This is a genomic window from Burkholderia sp. AU30198, from assembly GCF_020419825.1.
In the GTDB taxonomy this organism is placed as follows: domain Bacteria; phylum Pseudomonadota; class Gammaproteobacteria; order Burkholderiales; family Burkholderiaceae; genus Burkholderia.
In genome coordinates this window covers 227,496-247,325 of record NZ_JAIZSA010000012.1, presented here as the reverse complement: position 1 = coordinate 247,325, position 19,830 = coordinate 227,496, and the positions used below count along the sequence as shown (strand labels likewise).

The 19,830-nt window shown below is 63.0% G+C and carries 21 protein-coding genes and 1 pseudogene; 8 read left to right on the top strand and 14 right to left on the bottom strand.

Annotated features, from left to right (window positions below; genetic code table 11):
• Nucleotides 1-22 precede the first annotated feature (22 nt).
• From LGN19_RS25515 to mltG, 3 genes are read right to left on the bottom strand one after another with little or no spacing between them, the layout of a single operon-like run.
• A complete protein-coding gene (locus tag LGN19_RS25515; protein WP_122945607.1) occupies nt 23-1,051 on the bottom strand; it encodes a DNA polymerase III subunit delta' in 1,029 nt (342 codons plus the stop codon).
• 19 nt (nt 1,052-1,070) lie between these two features.
• Nucleotides 1,071-1,691, bottom strand: coding sequence for a dTMP kinase (tmk, locus tag LGN19_RS25510; protein WP_027787179.1), 621 nt, complete (start codon nt 1,689-1,691; stop codon nt 1,071-1,073).
• Nucleotides 1,691-2,710, bottom strand: a complete 1,020-nt coding sequence (gene mltG / locus LGN19_RS25505; protein ID WP_122945608.1) for an endolytic transglycosylase MltG — start codon at nt 2,708-2,710, stop codon at nt 1,691-1,693. Before mltG ends, tmk begins: the two co-directional genes overlap by 1 nt.
• 77 nt (nt 2,711-2,787) lie before the next feature.
• Here mltG and LGN19_RS25500 point away from each other — a divergent pair, with 77 nt between their 5' ends.
• Both LGN19_RS25500 and LGN19_RS25495 read left to right on the top strand, forming a co-directional pair.
• On the top strand, nt 2,788-3,822 hold the full coding sequence (locus tag LGN19_RS25500) for a YgfZ/GcvT domain-containing protein (RefSeq protein WP_226217786.1): 1,035 nt from the start codon (nt 2,788-2,790) through the stop codon (nt 3,820-3,822).
• A gap of 76 nt (nt 3,823-3,898) precedes the next feature.
• Nucleotides 3,899-4,744, top strand: coding sequence for an NRDE family protein (locus LGN19_RS25495; RefSeq protein WP_226217784.1), 846 nt, complete (start codon nt 3,899-3,901; stop codon nt 4,742-4,744).
• Between the two features lie 20 nt (nt 4,745-4,764).
• Here the strand turns inward: LGN19_RS25495 and LGN19_RS25490 are convergent, their stop codons facing one another.
• The 4 genes from LGN19_RS25490 to LGN19_RS25475 form a co-directional block, all read right to left on the bottom strand.
• Nucleotides 4,765-5,205, bottom strand: coding sequence for a GNAT family N-acetyltransferase (locus tag LGN19_RS25490; RefSeq protein ID WP_175221912.1), 441 nt, complete (start codon nt 5,203-5,205; stop codon nt 4,765-4,767).
• A 41-nt stretch (nt 5,206-5,246) separates the two neighbouring features.
• Nucleotides 5,247-6,206: an alpha/beta hydrolase gene (locus LGN19_RS25485; RefSeq protein WP_226217782.1), complete on the bottom strand. Its 960-nt coding sequence runs from the start codon at nt 6,204-6,206 to the stop codon at nt 5,247-5,249.
• A 202-nt stretch (nt 6,207-6,408) separates the two neighbouring features.
• Nucleotides 6,409-6,888: a PaaI family thioesterase gene (locus LGN19_RS25480; protein WP_011352338.1), complete on the bottom strand. Its 480-nt coding sequence runs from the start codon at nt 6,886-6,888 to the stop codon at nt 6,409-6,411.
• A complete protein-coding gene (locus LGN19_RS25475) occupies nt 6,885-7,199 on the bottom strand; it encodes a Dabb family protein (RefSeq protein ID WP_122945612.1) in 315 nt (104 codons plus the stop codon). The genes LGN19_RS25480 and LGN19_RS25475 overlap by 4 nt, the downstream gene beginning before the upstream one ends.
• 178 nt (nt 7,200-7,377) lie before the next feature.
• Between LGN19_RS25475 and LGN19_RS39835 the strand changes: the two genes are divergently transcribed.
• On the top strand, nt 7,378-8,610 hold the full coding sequence (locus LGN19_RS39835; protein WP_226217780.1) for a tyrosine-type recombinase/integrase: 1,233 nt from the start codon (nt 7,378-7,380) through the stop codon (nt 8,608-8,610).
• Between the two features lie 197 nt (nt 8,611-8,807).
• Nucleotides 8,808-9,185: a DUF2513 domain-containing protein gene (locus LGN19_RS25465; RefSeq protein ID WP_264173176.1), complete on the top strand. Its 378-nt coding sequence runs from the start codon at nt 8,808-8,810 to the stop codon at nt 9,183-9,185.
• Nucleotides 9,186-10,287: 1,102 nt separating this feature from the next.
• Here the strand turns inward: LGN19_RS25465 and LGN19_RS25460 are convergent.
• The 4 genes from LGN19_RS25460 to LGN19_RS25445 all read right to left on the bottom strand — a co-directional run bounded on the left by LGN19_RS25460 (nt 10,288) and on the right by LGN19_RS25445 (nt 14,243).
• Nucleotides 10,288-11,286 carry a sialate O-acetylesterase gene (locus LGN19_RS25460; protein ID WP_226217776.1) on the bottom strand — a complete coding sequence of 333 codons (999 nt, stop codon included), beginning with the start codon at nt 11,284-11,286 and terminating at the stop codon, nt 10,288-10,290.
• A 19-nt stretch (nt 11,287-11,305) separates the two neighbouring features.
• Complete coding sequence (locus LGN19_RS25455; RefSeq protein WP_226217773.1) at nt 11,306-12,232, bottom strand: porin; 927 nt, start codon at nt 12,230-12,232, stop codon at nt 11,306-11,308.
• Nucleotides 12,233-12,583: 351 nt separating this feature from the next.
• Nucleotides 12,584-13,279, bottom strand: a complete 696-nt coding sequence (locus LGN19_RS25450) for an SDR family NAD(P)-dependent oxidoreductase (RefSeq protein ID WP_174961056.1) — start codon at nt 13,277-13,279, stop codon at nt 12,584-12,586.
• Between the two features lie 61 nt (nt 13,280-13,340).
• Nucleotides 13,341-14,243 carry a sterol desaturase family protein gene (locus tag LGN19_RS25445; protein WP_226217771.1) on the bottom strand — a complete coding sequence of 301 codons (903 nt, stop codon included), beginning with the start codon at nt 14,241-14,243 and terminating at the stop codon, nt 13,341-13,343.
• A gap of 308 nt (nt 14,244-14,551) precedes the next feature.
• Here LGN19_RS25445 and LGN19_RS25440 point away from each other — a divergent pair, with 308 nt between their 5' ends.
• The 3 genes and pseudogenes from LGN19_RS25440 (at nt 14,552) to LGN19_RS25435 (ending at nt 16,963) form a co-directional block, all read left to right on the top strand.
• Entirely contained in the window at nt 14,552-15,235 is a 684-nt protein-coding gene (locus tag LGN19_RS25440; protein ID WP_174961060.1) for a Crp/Fnr family transcriptional regulator, read from the top strand.
• Nucleotides 15,236-15,785: 550 nt separating this feature from the next.
• A pseudogene (locus tag LGN19_RS39960) lies at nt 15,786-15,860 on the top strand (hypothetical protein); the annotation flags it as partial.
• A gap of 179 nt (nt 15,861-16,039) precedes the next feature.
• The gene (locus tag LGN19_RS25435; RefSeq protein ID WP_226217769.1) at nt 16,040-16,963 is read left to right on the top strand and encodes a recombination-associated protein RdgC; all 924 of its coding nucleotides are present in this window, start codon (nt 16,040-16,042) and stop codon (nt 16,961-16,963) included.
• A gap of 280 nt (nt 16,964-17,243) precedes the next feature.
• On the opposite strand, the gene LGN19_RS25430 is transcribed toward LGN19_RS25435, so the two are convergent.
• On the bottom strand, nt 17,244-17,774 hold the full coding sequence (locus LGN19_RS25430) for an isochorismatase family protein (protein WP_226217767.1): 531 nt from the start codon (nt 17,772-17,774) through the stop codon (nt 17,244-17,246).
• Nucleotides 17,775-17,887: 113 nt separating this feature from the next.
• Nucleotides 17,888-19,015, bottom strand: coding sequence for a formylglycine-generating enzyme family protein (locus LGN19_RS25425; RefSeq protein WP_226217765.1), 1,128 nt, complete (start codon nt 19,013-19,015; stop codon nt 17,888-17,890).
• Nucleotides 19,016-19,182: 167 nt separating this feature from the next.
• Between LGN19_RS25425 and LGN19_RS25420 the strand changes: the two genes are divergently transcribed.
• On the top strand, nt 19,183-19,446 hold the full coding sequence (locus tag LGN19_RS25420; RefSeq protein ID WP_226217763.1) for a hypothetical protein: 264 nt from the start codon (nt 19,183-19,185) through the stop codon (nt 19,444-19,446).
• 28 nt (nt 19,447-19,474) lie between these two features.
• Here LGN19_RS25420 and LGN19_RS25415 read toward each other — a convergent pair whose 3' ends face one another.
• Nucleotides 19,475-19,750 carry a hypothetical protein gene (locus LGN19_RS25415; protein ID WP_174961070.1) on the bottom strand — a complete coding sequence of 92 codons (276 nt, stop codon included), beginning with the start codon at nt 19,748-19,750 and terminating at the stop codon, nt 19,475-19,477.
• Nucleotides 19,751-19,830: the final 80 nt, after the last annotated feature.

Sequence of the window (19,830 nt, the reverse complement as noted above, 5' to 3'; positions counted from 1 at the left end):
ACCCATGCGAAACAATGCCGGATCACGCAAACATTTCCCGGTATCCGAGAAACAACTCCTCGAATACGAGCCGCGCGTTGAGCGGATGGTTCTCGACCGTCCGCTGCCGCGTCACGGCCTTCATGAAGCGGGCGAACGCGTTCGCATCGACCGCTTCCGCACAACGCGCGAGCGCCGCCGCATGCATCGGAAAATAACGCGGCGCACCCGCCATCCGCTGCGCGAGCAGGTCGTACAGCCAGCGCTGCAGCCAGCCGAGCACCAGCGGCACCGGCAGCTTCTGCAGCGTCTCGCCGCACGCGAAAGGATCGCATGCCGCGCCGGCCGCGAGCTGCCCGAGCGTGTAGTCGCGCAGCGGGCGGTTCTCGTCGCTCGCGAGCGCCAGCGCGGCGAGCGGCGCGCCACCGACCTCGGCGAGCAGTGCAGCCGCATGATCGACGCCCTGCGCGGTGAGCCAGGCCGCGGCCGCGTCGGGCGCCGGCACGGTCATCGGCCACTGCCGGCAGCGGCTGATGATCGTCGGCAGCAGGCGGTCGATGCGCGCCGACACGAGCAGGAACACGACGCCGGACGGCGGCTCCTCTAGCGTTTTCAGCAACGCGTTCGACGCGGCGACGTTGAGCGCCTCGGCCGGATACAGCACGACGACGCGCGCGCCGCCGCGGTGCGAACCGACTCCGCAGAAATCGAGCAGCGCGCGCACCTGCTCGATCTTGATTTCCTTGCTCGGCGCCCGGGTCTTCTTGCCGCCTTCGTCCGCGTCGGCCGCCTTCGCGTCGTCCGCGGCGCCCGGCGCCTCACCCGCCAGCGCCTCGGGCAGCACGATCCGGTAGTCCGGATGGTTGCCCTGCGAGAACCAGGTGCAGGCCGCGCAGGTGCCGCACGGCTCGCCGTTCGGCTGCGGCGATTCGCACAGGAAGCCCTGCGCGAGATGCTGCGCGAACTGCAGCTTGCCGATTCCGGCCTGGCCATGCAGCAGCAGCGCGTGCGGCCATTGCGCACGCAGTTGCTGCAGGCGGTTCCAGTCGTCGGTCTGCCACGGATAGATCATGTAGTGCGTTCCTTGCGAATTACAGTGCGGCGAGCACGCGTTCGAGCTGCTGGCGGATCTCGGGAATCGTCCGTGTCGCATCGACGATCGCGAAGCGGTGCGGCGCCTCTTCCGCACGCCGCAGGTATTCGCCACGCGTGCGCGCGAAGAACGCGTCGGACTCGCTTTCGAACTTGTCGGGCATGCGCGCGGCGCCGCGGCGCTCGCTCGCGACCTGCGGCGCGACATCGAACAGCACCGTCAGGTCGGGCTGGAAACCGCCCTGCACCCAGCGCTCGAGCGTCTCGAGCTTGTCGCGCGGCAGCCCGCGGCCGCCGCCCTGGTACGCGAACGTCGCATCGGTGAAGCGATCGGACACGACCCAGTCGCCGCGCGCGAGCGCCGGCTCGATCACGAGCGCGAGATGCTCGCGGCGCGCGGCGAACATCAGCAGCGCCTCCGTCTCGAGATCCATCGGCTGGTTCAGCAGGATCTCGCGCAGTTTCTCGCCGAGCTGCGTGCCGCCCGGCTCGCGGGTGACGACGACCTGCCGGCCGGCCGCGGCCAGCTTGCCCTGGAGGCGTTCGCAGAACCATTGCAGGTGGGTGGTCTTCCCCGCCCCGTCGATGCCTTCGAACGTGATGAATTTACCGCTCGCCATTATTGACCTCGTATGTACTTGTCCACGGCCTTGTTGTGGTCGCCGAGCGTGTCCGAGAACACGCTCGTGCCATCGCCTTTCGCGACGAAATAGAGCGCGCTCGTCTGTGCCGGATTGATCGCCGCCTGCAGCGCGGCCACCCCCGGCAACGCGATCGGCGTCGGCGGCAGCCCGCGTCGGGTGTAGGTATTGTAAGGAGTGTCGGCCTGCAGGTCGCGCTTGCGCAGACGGCCGTCGTACGCGTCGCCGAGCCCGTAGATCACCGACGGATCGGTCTGCAGCGGCATGCCGATGCGCAACCGGTTCGCGAATACGGCCGCGACGAACGCGCGGTCGGCCGCGTGGCCCGTTTCCTTTTCGACGATCGACGCGATCGTCAGCGCTTCGTAAGGTGTCTTGTACGGCAGGCCCGGCACGCGCGCAGCCCAGGCCTCGTCGAGACGCGTCTGCATCAGATGGTACGCGCGCCGGTAGATGTTCACGTCGCTCGTGCCCTTGTCGAACAGATAGGTATCGGGGAAGAACAGCCCCTCGCCGCTGCCGCGCTGCACCGCGTTGTCCGATGCACCAATCGCGCGCAGCAGCTCGGCGTCGCTCATGCCCGACGTCGAATGCGCAAGATCGGGGTTCGCATCGAGTTCCGCGCGCATCCGCTTGAAGGTCCAGCCTTCGATGATCGTCGCGACATACTCGTTCACGTCGCCGCGCGCGATCTTCTGCAGGACCTCGTAAGGCGTGATGCCGGTCTTGAATTCATAGTTGCCGGACTTGAGCCGGCTCGACAGCCCGAGCACGCGCGTCATCGCGACGAAACCGAGCGGCTCGACCGGCACGCCGCCGCGCTTGAGCTGCAGCGCGACGCTCTTCACGGTGCTGCGCGGCTTGATCGTGACGTCGAGCGATGCCGAACCCAGCAGCAGCGGCCGGGTTGCCCAGTAATACCCGCCGCCCGCGCCGGCAGCGGCCACAACGACGGCCAGCGCCACGATCGTCGCGGCGCATTTCTTCAGTAGGGACATGGAAACGTGACTCAGGTAAGACCCATATAATACTTGCTCGCCTCCGTCAAAGTCAGGGTTGACTGTTCCCTCATTCCATGAGCACACCGTTCGCTTCACCGGCAGTCCAGGCCGCACCCGCCTCGCTCCCCGTTTTCCCCCGCCCGTCCGCCGCCGATTTCGACGCGCCGGGCGCCTGCATGCCGCTGCCGCAGTTTGGCGTGATCGACGTGGCCGGCGACGACGCCGCAACGTTCCTGCACAGCCAGCTCACCAACGACATCGAACATCTCGACGCCGCGAGTGCGCGGCTGTCCGGCTATTGCTCGCCGAAGGGGCGCCTCCTCGGGTCGTTCCTCACGTGGCGCGCCGGCCACGGCGTACGCCTGCTGGTGTCGAAGGACGTGCAGCCCGCCGTGCAGAAGCGGCTGTCGATGTTCGTACTGCGCGCCAAGGCGAAGCTGACCGATGCGAGCGACGCGCTCGCGGTGGTCGGGTTCGCGGGTGACGTGCGCGACACGCTGTCGGGCATCTTCGACGCGCTGCCGGACGGCGTGCACGTGAAGGTCGACGGCCCCGCCGGCACGCTGATCCGCGTGCCCGATGCGGCCGGCCGCAAGCGCTATCTGTGGATCGGCCCGCGCGCGGAAGTCGATGCGCGCCTCGCCGCGCTCGGCGCTTCGTTGCCGGTCGTGTCGCCGGCCGTCTGGGACTGGCTCGACATCCGCGCGGGCGAACCGCGCATCACGCAGCCCGCCGTCGAACAGTTCGTGCCGCAGATGGTCAACTTCGACGTGATCGGCGCCGTTAACTTTCGCAAGGGGTGCTACCCGGGCCAGGAAATCGTCGCGCGCAGCCAGTACCGCGGCACGATCAAGCGCCGCACCGCGCTCGCGCACATCGCCGGCGAGACCGATAGCGTGCATGCCGGCGTCGAGCTGTTCCACAGCGACGATCCCGGCCAGCCGTGCGGGATGATCGTCAACGCGGCGGCCGCGCCCGCGGGCGGTGTCGACGCGCTCGTCGAGATCAAGCTCGCCGCGCTCGACAACGGCACGGTGCACCTCGGTTCGGCCGACGGCCCGTTGCTCGCGTTCGATACGCTGCCGTACGCGTGGCCGACGGAAGCGTGACGCACTGACAACCCGTTCGCGCGCCGGCTCGCGAGTCGCAGCCGGCGCCCGATGTTTCCTGCGAGAGATTCACCCGATGTGTCTGATTGCCTTCGACTGGCAGCCCGATGCCGCCGCCGGTCCCGTCTTTACCCTCACCGCCAACCGCGACGAGTTCTTTCGCCGGACCAGCGCGCCGCTCTCGTGGTGGGAAGATGTCCCGGGTGTGCTGGCCGGCCGCGATCTCGAAGCGGGCGGCACATGGCTCGGCGTATCGCGCGACGGCCGTTTCGCCGCGCTGACGAACTACCGCGCGCCGTTCGACATCCGCGCGGGTGCACCCACCCGCGGCAAGCTCGTGTCCGATTTCCTCGGCGGCCCAGCCGTCGCGCCGCTCGACTATCTCGGGCAGCTCGCCGAGCATGCGGCCGTCTACAACGGCTTCAACCTGCTCGTCGGCGACTGGCGGCGGCGTGAACTCGCATGGTTCTGCAATCGCGCGCCCGAAGGCGAAAGCGTTGTCGCCGCGCCCGTCGCGATCGCGCCCGGCGTGCATGCGCTGTCGAATGCACGGCTCGATACGCCCTGGCCGAAAGTGGTACGCAAGCGCGCGGAACTCGGCACGCTGCTCACCGACAATCCGACCCCGTCGCTCGACGAACTGATCGCGCTGATGCGCGACCCGCATGTCGCGGACGACGACGCGCTGCCGCACACGGGCATTCCGATCGAGCGCGAGCGTGCACTGTCGGCCGCGTTCATCGAGACCCCCGAATACGGCACGCGCGGCACGACTGCGCTGCGCGTCACGGTAAAGGAAGGCGTGCGGCTGACGGTCGAGATCAAGGAACGCTGCGACGACGACGGTTCGCACCGCACCGTCCGCCCGGGCACGTTCGAGCGCGCGTTCACGTTCGACCTCGACGCGACGCCGCCACGCTGAGCGCGCGAGCAGGTGCCGTGCTACGGCGCCCGCGCCATCTCGACGTGCGGCACGCCGGCTTCGACGAACGGTTCACCAACCGCCGCGAAGCCGTGCCGCAGGTAGAACGACACGGCCGAATCCTGCGCGTAGAGCCGCACGACGATTTCACCGCGCTCCCGCGCCGCATCCAGCAACGCGTTCAACACGGCTGACCCGACACCCTGCCCGCGCGCGTCGGCCAGCACCGCGACGCGGCCGATCGTGCCGGACGGCAGCAGCCGCCCGGTTGCGACCGCGCGGCGGACGCCCGTCGACGCATCGATCCGGTACGCCACCGCATGCAGCGACAGCGGATCGTCGTCGTCGAGCTCCCATTCCGGCGGAATCTGCTGCTCGCGCACGAACACCGCGTCGCGAATCCGCGCGGCGTCGCCGCCCAGTGCCGTCCAGTCACCCGTTTCCACCACGCCGTCCGTCATCGCTGCTCCCATGCGGCGCGCTCGCCGTCAAGCACCCGCCGTCAAACGTCGTCGAATGCGGCTTTCAGCGCCGCGACCGCGTCGGCATGCGCGGCCCGTACCTCGGGCACGTAGCCGCCCATCTTGAAGAATTCGTGGATCATCCCCGGGTAGCAGACCAGCGTGACCGCGTTGCCCGCCGCACGCAACTTCTCCGCATAGGCAGTGCCCTCGTCGCTCAGCGGATCGTATTCGGCCGTCGCGATCCACGCCGGCGCGACGCCCGTGAACGACGGCGCGTCGCGCGTGCCGTCGAGCGGTGCGAAACGCCAGTCGTCGCGGTCCGCCCGATCGCGCACGTATTGCGTGAAGAACCATTGGATCGTGTCCTGCGTCAGCAGGTAGCCATTCGCGAGCCGTGCGTGCGATTCGGTGTCCTGGAAGCCCGTCACGCCCGGGTAGATCAGCATCTGCAGCACCAGGCGAATGCCTGCGTCGCGCGCGAGCACCGCGCAGACGGTCGCGAGCGTGCCGCCCGCGCTGTCGCCACCGACCGCCAGCCGTTCGGCATCGATGCCGAACGTGGCGGCTTCGCGATGCAGCCATTGCAATGCGTCGTCGGCGTCATTCACGGCGGTCGGGAACCGGTGTTCGGGCGCGAGCCGGTAGCCGACCGACAGCACCGCACACTGCGCATCGTGCGCGAACATCCGGCACAGCGCATCGTGCGTGTCGACGCTGCCGACCGTGAAGCCGCCGCCGTGGTAGTAAACCAGCGCCGGCAACGGCTCCGCCAGGCTCGGCGCGATCGGCAAGTACAACCGCGCACCGATCGTGCGGCCGTCGCGCGTCGGCACGACGCATTCCTCGACCGAATGCATCGGCGCCGATGCGACGTCGAGGATCGGCGCGCTCTTCTCGTACGCGGCGCGCGCCTGCTGCGGCGTCTGGTGATGGTAGGACGGACGTTTCGCGCGCTCGATCATGTCGAGCACCTGGGCGATCTTCGGATTCAGCGGCATCGGTTGAGGACGGCGCCTGCGCGACGCCGTGAACGGACAAGCGTGCATGATGCCATGCGCGCGGCGTGCGAGCGTGGCGCACCTTGCACGTCGACATTCCGGCCCTCCTTCGGCCTGGCGTGAAACGCGTTCGACGTACACATGCGCGCTGCAAAACAAAACGGCCCTGCCGTTGAAGAGGCAGGGCCGTCAGTCCGGGCGCTTACGCGTCGCTCGGGCCGGGCTGGGCGTCCGGTGCCGTGCGTGAGCGTTGCCGCTTGATGTCGCGACCCACCGCGAGCCGCCGCATGTACTTGAACGTACCGAGCGCCTTCGCGACGAAATTGCCGTCACTGTCGCGCACTTCGCCTTCGCAGTAGGCCATCGTCGTCGAGCGATGCATCACGCGGCCGTAAGCGCGCAACTCACCGCGCCCCGGCTGCATGAAGTTCACCTTCATCTCGACCGTCACGACGCCGACGCCGTCGTCGGTCAGGCTGCGTGCGGCCATCGCGAGCGCGATGTCCGCGAGCGTCATCGTCACGCCGCCGTGTGCGATGCTCCACGTGTTCATGTGCCGCTCTTCGAGCGGCAGCACGAGCTCGCTCGCACCGTCCTTCGCGGACACGAGCTGCACGCCGAGCAGGTCGACGAACGGGCTTTCGATCGACGGGCCGTCCGTCGGCGTTGCCGCGTCGCTCATTGCGCGCTGTCGACGATGTAGTCGACGCACTCGCGCGATTCAGCCACCGCAACGACGAATTTCTTCACTTCCTGGTGAACCGGGTGCACCTGGTAGGCGTCGAGCGCAGCCTTGTCCGCGAAATCGGACACGAGCACGATGTCGGCAGTGGCGTCGAGGCCGGGCGTTGCCAAGCCGACGTCGATCTGCAGCGTGCCCGGCACGAGGTCGCGGCAGCCTTCGAGCTTTTCCTTCAGCTTCAGCGCGTTCTGTGCGCGCGTCGCGCCTTCGGCCGATTCTTTCAACTTCCACATGACAATGTGTCTAATCACTTCGTTCGCTCCAGTTCGTGATGGTTCGGCAATTTGCCGCAACCCCTTGCCAGTCGGGCGTCTCAAGCCCTTCTACCGTTCGCTTACGTTCGCCGGAAATCGTGCCCAGCCGAGAAAAAAGGGGGTATAAAAGGGGGTACCATTTCGACAATCCAGAAACGATACCCCCTTTTTCACCGTGCCACTTACCGACATCAAGATCCGACAAGCGAAGGCAGGCAACAAGCCTACCAAACTTACCGACGGCAATGGACTGTATCTGTTGGTGAAGCCGTCCGGCTCCAAGCTCTGGCGATATAAGTACAGAATTGCTGGAAAGGAAAATGTCTTCGCGATCGGCGAATATCCCACCATCAGCCTTCAAGACGCGCGCGCGGCACGCGACGATGCCCGTGAACTCGTCAAGAAGGGACTGCACCCTTCCCATGCGCGACAGGAAGTCCTGTCGGCACGTATCAACGACGGCAAAGCAACTTTTCGAGCAATCAGCGACGAGTGGCTGGAGAAGAAGCGGAAGACGTGGACCGAGCGGCACTTTGGCGAGATTCTGCGCATGCTCGAAGCCGATGCGTATCCGTACATCGGGAACCGCCCCATGCGCACTGTTACCGCCCACGATGTGCTTGCTTTGATGCGTCGGGTCGAAGAGCGTGGCTCCCCTTCCGTAGCGATCAAACTGCGCCAGTACGTGTCCAACGTGTTCCAGTATGCGGTGATCACGCTTCGGGCAGACGCAGACCCCGCGTCCGTGCTGCGGGGATCGGTCTTGAAGCCACCAACAGAGAATGCACGGCCGTTGAGCCGCGATGAACTAAAGGCGCTCTTTCGACAGCTTCCAACCTACAAGAGCAGACGAACCGCAATTGCGATTCGATTGCTGATGATGCTGTTTCCGCGAACGATCGAACTTTGCCGGGCGCGATGGGAAGAAATCGACCTAGGGACCGCGGAATGGAAGGTACCCCCGGAGAAGATCAAATCACGGCGCCTACATATCGTTCCGCTTCCCAAGCAAGCGCTGGGACTACTGCGCGAACTGCAGGAGATGTATGGAAATCGCGGGTACATCCTGCCGATTCTGCATAGCAATCGAACACGTCCACACATGAGTCGTGCGACGATCAATCGGGCAATCGACTACATGGTTCCGGATAACCCCGAACCGATAACGGGTCATGACTTTCGAGCAACTGCGTCGACCAACCTCCATGAAATGGGATGGAAGGACGAAGTGGTTGAAATGCAGTTGTCGCATAAGGACAAGGACCGGACCCGGTCGACGTACAACCACGCCAAGTACTTGCCGGAGCGCCGGGAGATGATGCAAGCTTGGGCGAACTGGCTCGACGACGTCGAGGAAGAGGCCTCCCAAGGCGGGGGTACCGCAAGCTCCTCGACCAGTGACCGATGATGCAGCAGTACCTGAGCCTCACCTGACAATGCCGCGCTCACAAACCTACGCCAATACCCACGATCTCCCTTTTCCGGAACGGTTGCTATGCGCATCGTTCGGCGCGTCGGCAATGACGAGTCGTTTTTCGTCGAGAATCACCGAAACCCTTCCATTAACTGTCCCTGCTCCGGAGAAATCGCACTATGAAGCGTGACATGGACCTGATCCGCGAACTGCTGTTGAAGCTCGAGGCGTTGCCAATGCGCCCCGAAGGAATCGTGATCATCAAGGCGAACGACGCAGAAGTACAGGTCGGCGACTACAGTGAGGACCAAATTGGGTACCACCTAGCCTTGATTCGAGAAGCGGGACTGATCGATGCTCCAGGCGGCGGCCGCATGGGTGGCGTCACCTTTCGGCGACTGAGCTGGGCCGGCCACGATTTTCTAGACTCGATCCGCAGCCCTGATGTGTGGAACAAGACCAAGGCCGGCGCGCTTGCCGCTGGCGGGTTTACGGTCGAGTTGCTGGGAGATCTAGCAAAAGGATTTATCAGGAAACAGATTGAGGATCGCACTGGGATCAAACTCTAGCCCCCGTCTGTAGCCACCACGATCGTGCTCACTTTTGTGACGGTTGTCGGTGATGGCCCCGCAGTTCAGAGGACAGAATGAAAAACGCGAGGCCTATCCAGCAAGGTGTCCTCCCCCAGCTCTAGCAAATTTGTAGCATGCAACATAGCCCGCTCGAAGCGGGCTTTGTCGTCTCTGCATGCCGACCACCCACTATATCCGCCCAGCCGGCCACCAACGTTCCAGCCCCTTGGATCCGGTAAGATTGTCGCAAGCACCGTTATGCCACTGAGCAAACGGACAACTTCTGCGCAAGTCTCGAGATTTCGATACGTACTTGGGCTCTATTTCTGCAAATGCAAAATGACACTACCAAGTGGCTCCAACGGGATTGAAAAGCCCGACTTTGTTGAGGTTGTCTCGACGGGCGTATTCAAAGCGACGATACCCGACGGCTTCGACGGCCCCGATTACCCGTTGTTTGTCCAGCTTGGCCCGGCCCCCGCGTTCATATGCCGTGCTCAAGGGGTTCAACTCAAGTGTGCGCATTGTCAAAACGTGCTGGTAGACGGATATGAGCCCAGGCGCTTGATCGCCATCGATATCCAGTGTTACAGGTGCAAAAGCATAACGAGGACACCGTCATGGCCGGACGACGAATCGCTTCCTATTCCACTGCTCACGTTTGGCCGCGACGGGGGCTGTGGAATAACTACCATTGATATGACGGACGACGGGGCAGTAGCTATCACGTGCGACCAGGAAATCGACCGTGTGCGTTCTCTAACTGGAGCGGCCCTTCGTAAACCAGAGCTGGATCCGTTCCCCTTAGACACCGAGTCACTGGATTCTCTCGTGGACCAGTTCGACCAGCTGACGGGACAATCCTTCACGCCGGCGATAGCGTCTGTTCAGCGGGCTATGAAAGCAGGGAACCATTACTTCGTCCAGTGCCCACCAGCATGGGCAATTGTGCGCTTAAAAGATCGTATGAACGCTGGCGAAGTGGGAGGTGTCGAGGACAACCATGCATTGGGATATCTGCAGCTAGCTCGTTATTTTTTCGCTAGATGGACCCATCATCCATTATTCCCAATCATCGGAAAATCGCTGTGCAATGAATTCAACCATGCCATGACCATGTTGAGCATTGCGAGTCACCTACTCGCATGTGCAGAACGCCTATCGGCTCTCGTGGCAATGTAATCAGCACCTGCGTATCGCTGACGATTTCAACGTCCTGCGGCGCGAAATAGCCGCCGTCATCTACAAACGAAAACCCTTTGTTCGGCAGGTCAGTTCGGTCGGCCATCACGAACGGCAGATCGAATTTGATCGGCGGTTCCGGCACGTTCAGATCGACTAGGACCTGACGCCCGCGCCAAGAAGCCTGGCGAACACAAAGCGGCTGCCAGTCTTCGCCTCGCAGCATCCGCACGGCGACCTTCCCGAACATGCAGCCGAACCAGCGTGCTCCATTGGCCTCGAAGTGGCTGTCGGACTTCACCGGGAACGGGTACTCCGGCGTCGCGAGTCGGATGTAGTCCCCTTCGAGGCTGAGTTCGAGCTGCGCGGTGCCGATCGACAGGTTCGTTGCGTCGACCGTATAGTTGGCCCCCGTCTGTCCGAGCAGCGCGATAAACGGCAGCGGCTGATGCGTGATGCCCATAACGTCAGCGCGCACGTCCGCAATCAGTTTCGACAACAGCGCCTTGTACTGGTCTTTGTCCTGCGTCGCGCCGTTTCCGAAGTTGTCGACCGCGTTGTAATTCCACTCGCCCTGGTTGAAGTTGAACATCACCACGCCGCACGTCTTACCGGCCGCAGTCGCGATCGCCTGCACGCGCTTGACGGCGTCGATGATCCGGTTGAACAGGTTCGGATTCGCCCCTTTCGACAGATCCTCGACCGACTTCCCGTCGACGCCACAATTCAACACGACGAACTGCGGCCCCTTGTCGTCAGCGACATTCATCTGTCTGGCAGTCATCGCCTTGATAAACACAGCCTGCGACTCGCTCAACGACTCACCGAGTGCGAAATCTCCGGGCTGAAGCCACGAGATGTCCGTCAGAACAGCACCATTCGCATCCTGCGTCGTGCCCGCGAGCGGAGTCAGCACCGACACCCCGCCGACAGGGTCAAACGTAGTGCCGCCCAGCACGCCGACCGGACGAATCGATTGGCGTCGCCTGGATCGTCGCGCCTAACTCGGCTGTGCTGTACGAGTGCGCGGTGCGGAGCAACGCGGCCAACGACCGACCGGGTGCGTCGTCCGCGCGCTGGAACGAATAATTTGCCTGGAGGTTCACGATCCCGATCCGGTAGGCGAGCGCACCGATAAAGTGCTCGGTACCTAGCAGGCTCAGTTGGCCCGGCAGCCCGGCGATCGTTACCAGTCCCGCGTGCTGGTTGACGTAGGCAAACCCGGCGTAGAAACCGAAGCCCGAATAGCTCGCGCCGACGTTCAGCATGTTGCCGGTCGTTGCCGGCGTGGGCTGCGTAACCGTCGCCGAGAATGCGTACATGCCGTAGAACTGCAGGCCGCGCAGACTCGGCGACTGATAGAGGATCGAATTGCTCGCGCGGCCGGTCTCGTTCTGAATCGACAGCGTATTGCGATCGACTGCAAGAACGTTCGCCGATATTGGCGACAGGAGTTCGTTCAAGCCGAACGGATCGGAGGGATACACGACGCGGAAGCTCGGCTCGTATTGGCGCCCGAACGTCAACGACCCAAACTGCTCGTGGGAAAGACCCACCCACGCCTGACGGTAAAAGAGCGCGCCGGTGTCGCCAAACAGCAAGCCGTTGTTGATATTGAAGCCGGTTTCGACATCGAACTTCGCCTTGAGGCTGTCCCCTAGGTCTTCGGCACCGGCGAGCCCGAACTGTGAACCAGTCGAGCCGCCGCTTTTTTCCGAATACGAGTGCTTGGCACCGTTGTCGAGGTATTGAACGAAGACGTCGGTCACGCCGTACAACGTGACACTCGAATCGGCAGCCGATGCGCTACTCATGGCGCAAACCAGCGTGGCCCCGCAAATTCCCAAGACGACCAGACGCATGCATGTCTCCAATTTTTTCTTGCCGCTTGCAGCGGACTGAATGGAAAAACTACGGTGTGGCAACTCGTGCGCTCCATCGCTCAGCGAGCGGAGGCGTTCTGATAAAACAGCTTTGACGTGAGATGCTTCTCGTTGGTATCGCCGCTGCGCCGCCGATGGGGCGCTACGCGTGCAAATCGAGCATCGTGTGTTAAACGCACGATTTGAATTGATGTCCGAACTGACCGGCGATTTTCGGCGATATGGCTCGGCGCGTAGCCGAGACCTCGAACTTAGCCGAAGGTGAGGCTTAGTGCCTGCATGCGACGGGTCGCCGCGGGCAGGCGTCGTCCGAAGTTCAATGCGGATCGCTCAGACTCGCCCTTTGACAGGGATGAGCGCCCCGGTGATCGGTAATGCGGCATCGGAAAGAAGGAACGCGATCACGCCCGCCAATGCCACGGGATCCACCCAGCGAGACACGTCTTCGCCGGGAATCGCGGCGCGATTGGCGGGAGTATCGATAATGCTGGGGAGTACGGCATTGACCGTGATCCCGCGATCCTTCAGTTCTTCGGCGAGCGCTTCGGTCAGCCGTGCCACGGCCGCTTTCGATGCCGCATACGCGCCCATACCGGCTTTTGCCTGCGCCGCAGCCAGTGCGCCCACGGTGACGATGCTCCCCGCTCCGCTGTGAAGGAGGTAAGGCAGCGCGGCCTGCGTAGCCAGCAACGCGGTGCGCACGTTCATCTCATACATGAGATCCCACGTCTTGACGTTGCCGTTCTCGACGACTTCCCAGACAAACCCGCCCGCGACGTTGACGAGCCCGTCGAGGCCGCCGAGCGCCTCGGCCGCTTCCCTCAAGCAATTGCGCGCAGCCTCGCCGTTATTGAGATCCACTTCACCCCAGGCGAACGAGTCTGCTCGCAGATCGAATGGCGTCGGCGCCTTGTCGACGAGCGCCACCTGTGCACCGGCCTGGGTTAATGCGTTGCCGACCGCTCGGCCGAGCGCACCGAAGCCCCCGGTCACCACGATCTTCTTTCCTTCAAGTCTCTGATTCATGCTGAACTCCAATGTTCTTCCTACTCATGTTGCGTTTTCTGACATGCGGTTTGCCTGCCATCTAAAGGTCGGACTGGGTCGGTTTAACGGGCGAGTTCTCCACCTCCGATTCGTCGCTGTAAATCCGCCCGCCGAACTTCAGCGCGCTCCACTCGCGCCCCGATTGCCTCAGCGGGTAGAACATTTGGTAATCCCAGCGTTCTGGTCCGAACAACTGATCGTCACGCAGGCCGACTTCGGCGGGGTAGCGGCGCGTGATGTGCGCCGTGCCGAATATGACGTCCCAGAGGAACAGCAGATTGCCGAAATTGCCCTTGTAGTAGCCGATGCCATCCATGTTGGTTATCGCGTGGTGCGCGCGATGGGTGGCCGGGGTGGAGATCGTCCGTTCGAGAACCCACATGACCGGGCGCAGCGTTCGGACTCGATAGAGCGGCTCGTCCCAAGCCCAGGCGCAGTGGGCGCCGAGTATCACCACGAGCTTGATCACTGCATAGGCGAAATAGATGCTGCCAAAGCCGAGATAAAGCAGCACGGCGCCGATCCACAGGCCCGGCATCATCAGGTAGTAAAAGAAATTGTTCCGGTAAGTGATGCGGATACTCATGTACGACGCGGAATGGTGTGCGCGGTGCAGCGGCCAAAACAGCTCCAAATGGGAAACCCGATGCCACCAGTACTGCGTCATGTCGTCAGCGATCAGGAGGATGCAGACCATAGCCCACCAGGGCAGTGTGGACCACGCATTACGAAGATCGGGCGCGAGCCAGTGGCAAAGCTTGTCGGTGGCGAGCAGGATCACCGGTTGCATAAATGCAAACAGGCTGACTGACATCAAAAGCTCTAGCTTCGTGTCGTTGGCGGTTGCATGAACAGTGTCGCGATAGCGCCGGCTGATGATTTCCGCCATGCCGAATCCACCGATGGCAAGCGCAATCAGCCCATACATCAAATTCATACTCATACTGCTCGTCTCCTTCCTAATATCGGTGATGTGTGCGATGCCCGAGCCCGATGGCGCTCGAGCTTGAGTGCGAAAGGGTGCGCGACGCCAACGCGCCGTCGGGATGCTCGAAGTCGCGGTGGAATCGTCAGACCGCGGCTTGGCCGCCGTCATGAGCAAGCGAGTGGATGCGGGTACAGGTGGTGCGGGGATGGCTGGTGTTCATCGCGACTTGCATATGAGTGACAGTCGCTCCATGATGCTGAAGTTGTTTCGGCAAGACTGTTCAATTCTTGTCGATTCAGGGCTATTACCAATGTCAATCGATCATGCAAGTGTTCTTCGACAATCCGTGGTTCGCCAGTTTGCCCAGAGCCGACGCCGATGCGCTGCTGACTGCCGCTCGCCCCTCGCGCCTCGCCCAGGGGGAAATTCTGTTTCGGCAGGGGGAGCCGTTCAACGACGCGCGTGACGGTTTCTTTGGCATCGCAAAGGGGGCGATCAAGTTCTTCATCGTTCATGCCGACGGCAGTGAGGCGATTTTGACCATCTTTGAACCCGGCATCTGGTTCGGCGAACCTATGCTGCTCGATCGGCAAGTTCGGACCGGTACGGCAGTCGCGCTAGAGGACACAGAGTTGCTCGTCGTCAGCGCGTTGCACTTTGACGCGCTGATGCTGCGCAATGGGTTCGCACGGGCCATCGCAGTGATGGAAGCTAGACGCTTGGTGGACGCGTTCGGGATCCTGGCGGATGTCGCGCTTCGAAGCGCGCGCACGCGCGTCGCGCGACGCTTGGTCCTTCTGGCGCGCGGCGACCTCACGCATGCCGCGAGTCGGCGCCGCACGATCGAAACTTCGCAGGACAACATCGCAATGATGCTGGGCATGAGCCGCACGACCCTAAACAAGGAATTGCAGGCGCTGGCGAAGATGGGCGCAATCGAGTTGCGCTACGGCCATATCGCGATCAAAGACATCGAATTGCTGATCGCGACGTCGGAACGCCCTTGACGGAAACGGTCTGATCCACGCGTCCAAGTGAGATGCACGCGTCGCGGTGTGCTAAGTGGCGAGCGGTCGTCCGCTTCGGCCGATGATGAGAGGGGTTTGAGCGGTATCAGTAGGACCGCTGTCGAGCGCAGAGTTGATGTTTGCTTGTCCGTATCGACGCGAGACCCAACGACCGCATATGGCTGCCGCTCGCCATCAGCAACAACGGCCGGATAGCGACGAATCCAATCGAACGGCTCAACGTCCATGGTGGCGCTGCGGCCAGCCGTTCCAGCACATGAAAAAGGGGGTATTAGAGGGGGTATCAATCGCCTTCTTCGTTAATACATTCTTTATTAATCAATAACTTACTTTCATGTATGCCAATGCAAGACGCGCTTGCTGAATGCGACGGTCCCCGCGAGTTCGTCAAGAAGGGACTGCACCCATCCCATGAGCGACAGGAAGTCCTGTCGGCGCGGATCAACGAAGGCAAAGCAACTTTTCGAGCAGTCAGCGACGAGTGGCTGGAGTAGAAGCGGAAGACGTGGCCGAGCGGCACTTTGGCGAGATGCTGCGCATGCTCGAAGCCGATGCATACCCGTACATCGGAAACCGCCCGATGCGCTCAGCCACCGCACACGATGTGCATACTTTGATGCGCCGGGTCGAAGAGCATGGCGTCCCTTCCACGGCGAATTTGGTGAGCAACGCCCACCTACCCAGCACTACAACCGTCAACGATCCAGACCGTCACGCCGAGCGATCGAATCTGCACCGCAATCATCACCGTCATATAGAATGGTGCGCTTTGCCCGTACTCCTATGTGGTTCAAGAACCTTCAGCTTCATCGTCTTCCGGCACCTTGGGCCGTTACCCCCGATCAGATGGAAAAATGGCTGGCGCCCCACGCGTTTCAGCCGGGCAACAGCGTCGAGATGCAGAGTCACGGATGGGCGTCGCCGTGTGACGACGGTGCGCTTGTGTATTCGATCAACCGGCAGATGTTGCTGACGTTTCGTGCCGAAAAGAAGCTGCTCCCGGCGTCGGTCGTCAATCAGGTGACCAAGGACCGCGCGCTTGAAGTCGAGGAGCAGCAGGGCTTCAAGGTCGGGCGAAAACAGATGCGCGAACTCAAGGAGCAGGTTACCGACGAACTGCTCCCGCGCGCGTTCACCATTCGCCGCGATACCCGCGTGTGGATCGATACGGCGAACGGCTGGCTCGTCATCGATGCGGCTTCACAGGCGCTTGCCGACGACGTTCGCGGCCTGCTCGTCAAATCGATCGATCAGTTGCCGCTCGCCGGCGTTCAAGTGGTGCGTTCGCCGGTCGCCGCGATGACGGATTGGCTGCTGTCCGGTGAGGCGCCGGGCGGATTCACCGTGGACCAGGACGCCGAGTTGCGCTCGAGCGGCGAAGGCGGCGCCACGGTGCGATACGTCGGCCACGCGCTGGAAGCGACCGACATGCGCCGGCACATCGAGGCCGGCAAACAATGCATGCGCCTTGCGATGACCTGGGACAACCGGATCTCCTTCGTGCTGACGCCGTCGCTGACGATCAAGCGCGTGACGCCGCTCGACGTGATCAAGGAAGCGGCAGATCCGACCGCGCAGAACGACGCTGAACGCTTCGACTCGGATGTCACGCTGATGACCGGTGAATTGGAGCGGATGTTGACCAGTCTCATCGATATCCTGGGTGGCGAGCAGCACGACTCGGCTCATCAGGCGGCGGCAGCCTGAACGCCGCCGGCGGCCAAGAAACCTCGCCACCCGCGCGACGGCGAGGTTTCGAGCCGGCGTGACAGTTCAACGAGGACTGTCGTCGCCGTGCCGGAGGGTCGCGACCGGGCGCTCGCGCACGATGCCCGATTTTTCTCCGTGTCGCCCGCCGACGCGAGGATCCCGCCCGCAACCGCCGGCAGCAAGCCTACCCAACCTGCCGGCTCCAATGGCCGGCATCCCGGGATTCACGCATCCGGCGCCAGGAGCGCGGCTTCCGTCAGCACACCGGCGCCGCGACTCACTTGATCAGGCGCAGCACATCGCGAAAACGCGGATGACGGCTGGAGCCCAGCCATTCGAACCCGATCATCTCGACCGTCGCGATTTGCGCTCCCGCCGCCCCGAGCCGAGCGATCCCCGCGTCCCGGTCGATCGTCTTGCGCGATCCCACGGCGTCGCTGACCACGGTGACTTTGCGGCCGCTGCGCAACAGCCCGAACGCCGTTTGCAACACGCACACGTGCGCCTCGCAACCGGCAACGATGACGCTATTGCGCCCGGCCGGCAATGCCTCGACCAGGCCCTCCGCGCACGCGTCGAAATGGTCCTTGACGACGGTGTTCGCGCACAGCTCCTGGATCTCCGGTACGTTCCGGCCCAGCTGGAGGGGGCTCTGCTCGGTACCCATCACCGGCACCCCGACTATCTGCGCAATACGGGCAAGTCGGACAGCCTGCGTGACGACGGATACCCCTTCGTGGATCACCGGCATCAGCCGCGTCTGAAAATCAACCAATACGACCACTGAATCGTCGGGTACGTGCAGCACGGCGCATTCTCCGGAGTGAAGGTGACGTCACCCACCATCGACCATCGACCATCGATGAAGAGTCGCTCTGTCGCAAAATCGTCAGTCCCGCAAATGACGGATATCGAATCGCATCAATGACCGACTGCATCAATTCGGTAAACGGTAGCGGGCTCCAAGCCTACCAAACTTGCCGACGCCGTTGGCGCGATCGCATGGCGTCCGGTTTCGGGATCCCCCACCGGCCCGGCCAGATTCAACACGCAACGGAAACCCAGCTCGACATCCTTCTTGTCGGGCTGCTCGCCGCGACGATCGATCACGAGCCGCACTCGACTGTCCGTCCCGTTGCGCACGCTGCGCAATGTGCCCGCCTCGGGCCCGCGCGGATTCACTTTCGAGCTGTGACGGTAATAGTTCTTGTCGAACCAGTCGTACGTCCATTCTCGTCCGTAGCCGAACACGTCCGACATGCCGATGCCGTTATCGCCATAGGTGCCGACCGGACGGCTGACCTCCGGCATCGAACTCGTGCCCTGCCCCATGCGCACCAGGGTGTCGTCGAGGTCCGTGAGACCGTACTTGCCGTCGACGACCGGGACTGCCTTGCTCGGAATGACCCAGAGTTCCCCGCGCGAGCGCGCCGCGTACTCCCACTGCGCCTCGGTCGGCAAATCCACCGGCGCGTTCAGTTCCTTGCCCAGCCACGTGCAGAAATCGCGGGCCTGCTGCCACGTCACGTCACCGGCAGGAAAATCGGGGAATCGAAACTGGAAGTTGAAACCCGAGTCGGTCAGGATCGACGGCAAATGATTGGCGCGCGTATAGATGTCGTACTCCGCGTACGTGACGCGATGCTTGAGGATCGAATAGCCGTCGAGCGTCACGTCGTGTGCCGGCGCCGCGCCCTCGTTCGCCGAATACGGCAACTTCTCGGCGGACGTCTGCGGGCCGAAATCGCCCATCAGGAACGTACCGCGCTTGACGGGCACCCACTCCCTGGTCATGTCGCGACGGAAATCGGCGAGTTCCGCTTCGGTCGGCGCAGGCAACGACCTGAAGTAATCCTGAAGAATCCGGATGGTGTCGTCATGCACCTTGCCAAACGTCCACTGGACGACCACGCTGATGTGCTCCCACACCTCCTTCGGCGGCGACGGCGTCGTAATCTCGCGAATCAGCCGCGCCTTGTCCGGCGGCGCCTTCGTATCGATCGCAGCCATCGCGGCAGATGACGCCAGCAACGCACCGCCGATCAGCAACCCCTTCGATTTTCCTCGCATCGACTTCCGCCAATCACTCACCAATCCCGACCTCACCGTTCATACACGCGTTCAGCTCTACGTCGTCAGGCCGCCATGGTACCGCCGCCGGCCGTCGGCGTGGAATCGAGCCATGCGGCGCTCGTACCAACCTGCATCGCCTAGTCATGTGCATCGCTGAACGCGCATCGGTAGCCCGGGGCCGGCTCGTCGCGCTGGTGGCGCTCGATCATGGCAACCTGCCCCATCCCGATGAAACCCGCGATCGTGTTCCGGGCAAGCTGCGCGTCGCCGCTTTCAGTGAGGTTCGGAGGGACGTACTGGCAAATGTCGCTCAGCTCGTTCGTGATTTGCACCGGCGACAGAACGCGTTCGATCGCGACGGCTGCGTCCGGACGGAGTTCGTTCAGGTTGCTGCCGATCCGCCGTAGCGCATATCGGCTTTCGCGTCGAACATGGTCACGCCCATCTTCGGTTGCAGCAACGCCGGAGCGTTGGGCGTCTTGGGCGCCCCTTGATCTGCTGGACGTCATTGCGACCGTGCTCGAATTCAAGGCCGGCTTCGGCCAGCAGGCTGCCGCCGCGCGATGCTTCCGCAACGCATTTGAGGTTAAGGTGGAAGAAGCCGAACTCCGATTCGGGCGTGCTGTTCGGCGTCAACCCGCCGCCCTTGTGCTCGATCGGCACCGGAATCCACAGCTTCATGCCCTGCTTGGTCGGCAGATAGAACGCCACCGCCACTATCCCGGACGCTAGATTGCCGCCGACTTCCCCGTCGCCTGTCCCGATACCGTGACTTCGCCGCGCAGATGCAA